This window comes from Shigella sp. FC1967 (assembly GCF_001743005.1).
GTDB lineage: Bacteria > Pseudomonadota > Gammaproteobacteria > Enterobacterales > Enterobacteriaceae > Proteus.
In genome coordinates this window covers 1-3,698 of the sequence record NZ_MIIZ01000756.1, presented here as the reverse complement: position 1 = coordinate 3,698, position 3,698 = coordinate 1, and the positions used below count along the sequence as shown (strand labels likewise).

4 protein-coding genes are annotated in these 3,698 nt (G+C 38.2%); 2 read left to right on the top strand and 2 right to left on the bottom strand.

From position 1 onward, the window contains the following. Positions 1-541: 541 nt before the first annotated feature. Together BHE89_RS27455 and BHE89_RS27450 are read right to left on the bottom strand one after the other, a co-directional pair. Positions 542-757 (bottom strand): Spy/CpxP family protein refolding chaperone, encoded by a 216-nt coding sequence (locus tag BHE89_RS27455; protein WP_458694219.1) that lies wholly within the window; start codon positions 755-757, stop codon positions 542-544. Further along, positions 745-1,083, bottom strand: a complete 339-nt coding sequence (locus BHE89_RS27450; RefSeq protein WP_458694218.1) for a hypothetical protein — start codon at positions 1,081-1,083, stop codon at positions 745-747. The genes BHE89_RS27455 and BHE89_RS27450 overlap by 13 nt, the downstream gene beginning before the upstream one ends. Before the next feature lie 198 nt (positions 1,084-1,281). Here BHE89_RS27450 and cpxR point away from each other — a divergent pair, with 198 nt between their 5' ends. Further along, positions 1,282-1,980, top strand: a complete 699-nt coding sequence (gene cpxR, locus BHE89_RS12145) for an envelope stress response regulator transcription factor CpxR (protein ID WP_069366854.1) — start codon at positions 1,282-1,284, stop codon at positions 1,978-1,980. A gap of 13 nt (positions 1,981-1,993) precedes the next feature. After that, positions 1,994-3,385, top strand: a complete 1,392-nt coding sequence (gene cpxA, locus BHE89_RS12140; RefSeq protein ID WP_069366855.1) for an envelope stress sensor histidine kinase CpxA — start codon at positions 1,994-1,996, stop codon at positions 3,383-3,385. The last annotated feature ends 313 nt before the right edge of the window (positions 3,386-3,698 follow it).

The window sequence follows — 3,698 nt, the reverse complement described above, 5'->3', positions numbered from 1 at the left end:
TAACTATATAATTACAGGTATAGGAGGAGTTATTTTGAAAAGAGAAATGATAAAAGAAAAAATTTATAAATGATGATAATTACCTCACTATATCTCCTTTTAGCTGATGATATTTTGGTTAAAGCAAAAATTTTATCAACTTTTCCAGTACAAAAACTTTTTTCGTGTATCCTAATGGGTTAAAAATATATAAAACGAAATTCAACATAATCAAGGTTTATCAATTGAAAATACTCGAAGAATTAAATTGAATTTAATAAAAAAAAGTAATATTGAAAATTAAGAATAAAAAATATAAATTCTGCCAAAATGATATCTATTTGAAAGCAGTAAAATGACTATTTTAATAATAAACTTAATTTATGACATCAGATGTTCTTCGTTAAATCACAATAAAACCATTATGTTACGAACAAAAAAAAAAAGCCCCTCTCCAGAGGGGCTGCAAAAGACAGGGATGGTGTCTATGGCAAGGAAAAAACTTCGTTGTTGCTACTTACTCTCTAACTAGGTACTACTTTACTACTACACTCTTACTTCATTACTGATTTTGTTGACCTTGTTGGTCAAAATATGACATTTGCTGTTGGTAATTCTTTTCCAACTGCGCTTTCTGTTCTGGGGTTAACAACTGATACATTTGATTATGGACTTTTGCCATTTCTACATGGCGTTCAATCGCTTGTTTATCCATATCTTGCATCTGTGCTCTGACTGCTGCTTCATCAAACTTTTCAGCAGTGACTAATTTATGCATATTCTCATGATGCTGACGAAATTTCCGTTATATCGATCTTGATGATGCTGGCGCATTAAATCACGCATTTGAGTACGTTGTTGCTCAGTTAAGGTAATACCGTTAAACATACGTGACTCGCCATAATTACGATCCATCATATGTCCACGTTGTCCGCGGTGACCTCTATAATCACGGTCGCCATGCATTCCATAGCCATAACCGCAGTGGTAGTTACCATTATACTGTTGCTCAGTAGGCGGATTAGTATTTGCGGTTTCCGCTAATACCATCGTCGGAGCTGCCAAAAACATTGATGCTAGTGCAACTACTGCTACTTTACGCATTGCTTCACTCCTAATTCGGTAAATTAATACCGACCTAATTAATACGACCTCAATGTGTATAATTCATATGTGTAATTCTTTGCTATGTGGATTACTATACCGTTGCGGCTGCAAACTAGCGTCAGAGCGTGTAAAAGAACGTAAAGTCATAGATTCGCGCTATTTATTATCGTATTTTTCTCTTGGAGGAATTGACGAATGCATAAAATCTTATTAGTGGATGACGATCGCGAATTAACATCGCTATTAAAAGAACTGCTTGAAATGGAAGGCTTTAATGTTGTACTCGCCTCTGATGGCGAACAAGCACTTAAACTTTTGGATGCATCTATCGACTTGTTATTACTGGATATCATGATGCCACGTAAAAACGGGATTGAGACACTCAAAGAGTTACGCCAAAATTTCCAGACCCCTGTCATTATGTTAACGGCAAGAGGCAGTGATCTTGACCGAGTACTTGGCTTAGAGCTAGGTGCTGATGACTATTTACCAAAACCTTTTAATGATAGAGAACTGGTTGCACGTATCAGAGCTATTTTGCGTCGTTCAAATTGGAGCGAACAAAAACAGACTGATAACAACGCATCTCCCACATTACAAGTTGATAAGCTACAACTTAACCCTGGTAGACAAGAAGCAAGCTTTGACAATGAACCACTAGAGTTAACAGGAACTGAGTTTACTCTACTTTATCTTCTTGCCCAGCATTTAGGACAAGTTGTATCGCGCGAGCATCTCAGCCAAGAAGTGTTAGGTAAACGCTTAACACCATTTGATAGAGCAATTGATATGCATATTTCCAACTTACGCCGTAAGTTGCCAGAAAGAACAGATGGACAACCTTGGTTTAAAACATTACGTGGCCGGGGTTATCTGATGGTTTCAATAACTTGATAAATTATTCTTTATGATAAATAGTCTGTCAGCGCGTATTTTCGCAATTTTCTGGCTGACGCTAGCATTAGTTCTCGTGCTAGTTATGATGGTTCCCAAGCTGGACTCGCGCCAGCTTACCCCTCTTTTAGAGAGTGAATACCGTCAGGGTGTTATGCTAGAACAACATATCGAAGCGGAATTAGCGCAAGATCCCGCTAACGATCTCCTTTGGTGGCGTCGATTAATTCGAGCCATTGATAAATGGGCGCCTCCTGGCCAACGTTTAATTATTGTTACTAGTGAAGGTCGGATCATCGGTGCTCAACGTAATGAGATGCAGGTTGTCAGAAACTTTATTGGCCAATCTGATAATGCCGATCATCCTAAAAAGAAAAAGTATGGTCGCTCTGAAATGTTAGGGCCTTTTTCGGTAAGGGATGGCGAAGATCATTACCAACTTTATCTTGTCCGCCCTTCAAGTAGCCCGCAATCTGACTTTATCAACTTATTATTTGATAAACCATTACTGTTACTGATATTTACCATGCTTATCAGCACACCGCTATTAGTCTGGCTCTCTTGGAGCTTGGCAAAACCAGCAAGGCAACTTAAAAATGCGGCTGACGATGTGGCTAAAGGCAATTTACGCCCTCACCCAGAACTAGAGACAGGTCCTCAAGAGTTTTTAGCTGCTGGTACCAGTTTTAATCAGATGATAAGTGCGCTTGAACGTATGGTTGAAGCACAACAACGACTGATCTCTGATATTTCTCATGAACTACGCACGCCACTAACGCGACTACAATTAGCCAGTGCATTATTACGTCGTCGCAGCGGAGAAAGTAAAGAGCTAGAACGCATCGAAACCGAAACTCAGCGCCTTGATGGCATGATTAATGATTTACTGGTGCTTTCACGCAACCAACATAAAAACGAGTTATTACGCGAGACCGTAAAAGCTAATGAACTGTGGGATGATATTTTAGATAACGCTAAGTTTGAAGCGGAACAAAGCAATAAAACGCTACAAGTCACAACACCTCCGGGAGCATGGCCTATTTACTGCAATCCCTATTCTCTGGCAAGTGCATTTGAGAATATCGTTCGTAATGCCTTACGTTATTCACATTCTCGTATTGAGGTTGCCTTTACTGAACAGAACCAAGGTATCACGATTATTGTTGATGATGATGGACCAGGTGTTAGCCCAGAAGATAGAGAACATATCTTCCGGCCATTCTACCGCACTGATGAAGCAAGGGATCGCGAATCTGGTGGAACAGGCTTAGGATTAGCGATTGTTGAAACAGCAGTCAGTCAACATCGAGGCCATGTTAAAGCTGACGATAGCCCATTAGGTGGGTTACGAGTAGAGATTTGGTTGCCAAGGGCGGGTGCAAGTAATAAATCGCCAACGGCTTAATAGAGTAATTAAACTGTTGTATCAAAATATCCTGCCATCTATTGAAGAATAGGTGGCATTTTTTTTATTCATTTTACTAATTAAATTAAGTAAAACTTAAAAAAATCCTATTAAGAATAATATAAAATATATATTAGCTTTTAGTGCTAATTAGAAATATTTATAACTACTAACTCCAAAATCTCATAGTAACAAATTATCTACATGGTTAAGGCTGTTAGTTAACATAGTAATAAGTTTTCTGAATTTAACTAACGATAACTGTCATAGCATAGTCACTTAAAAAAATCATATAAAACAAGCAACAAAGACA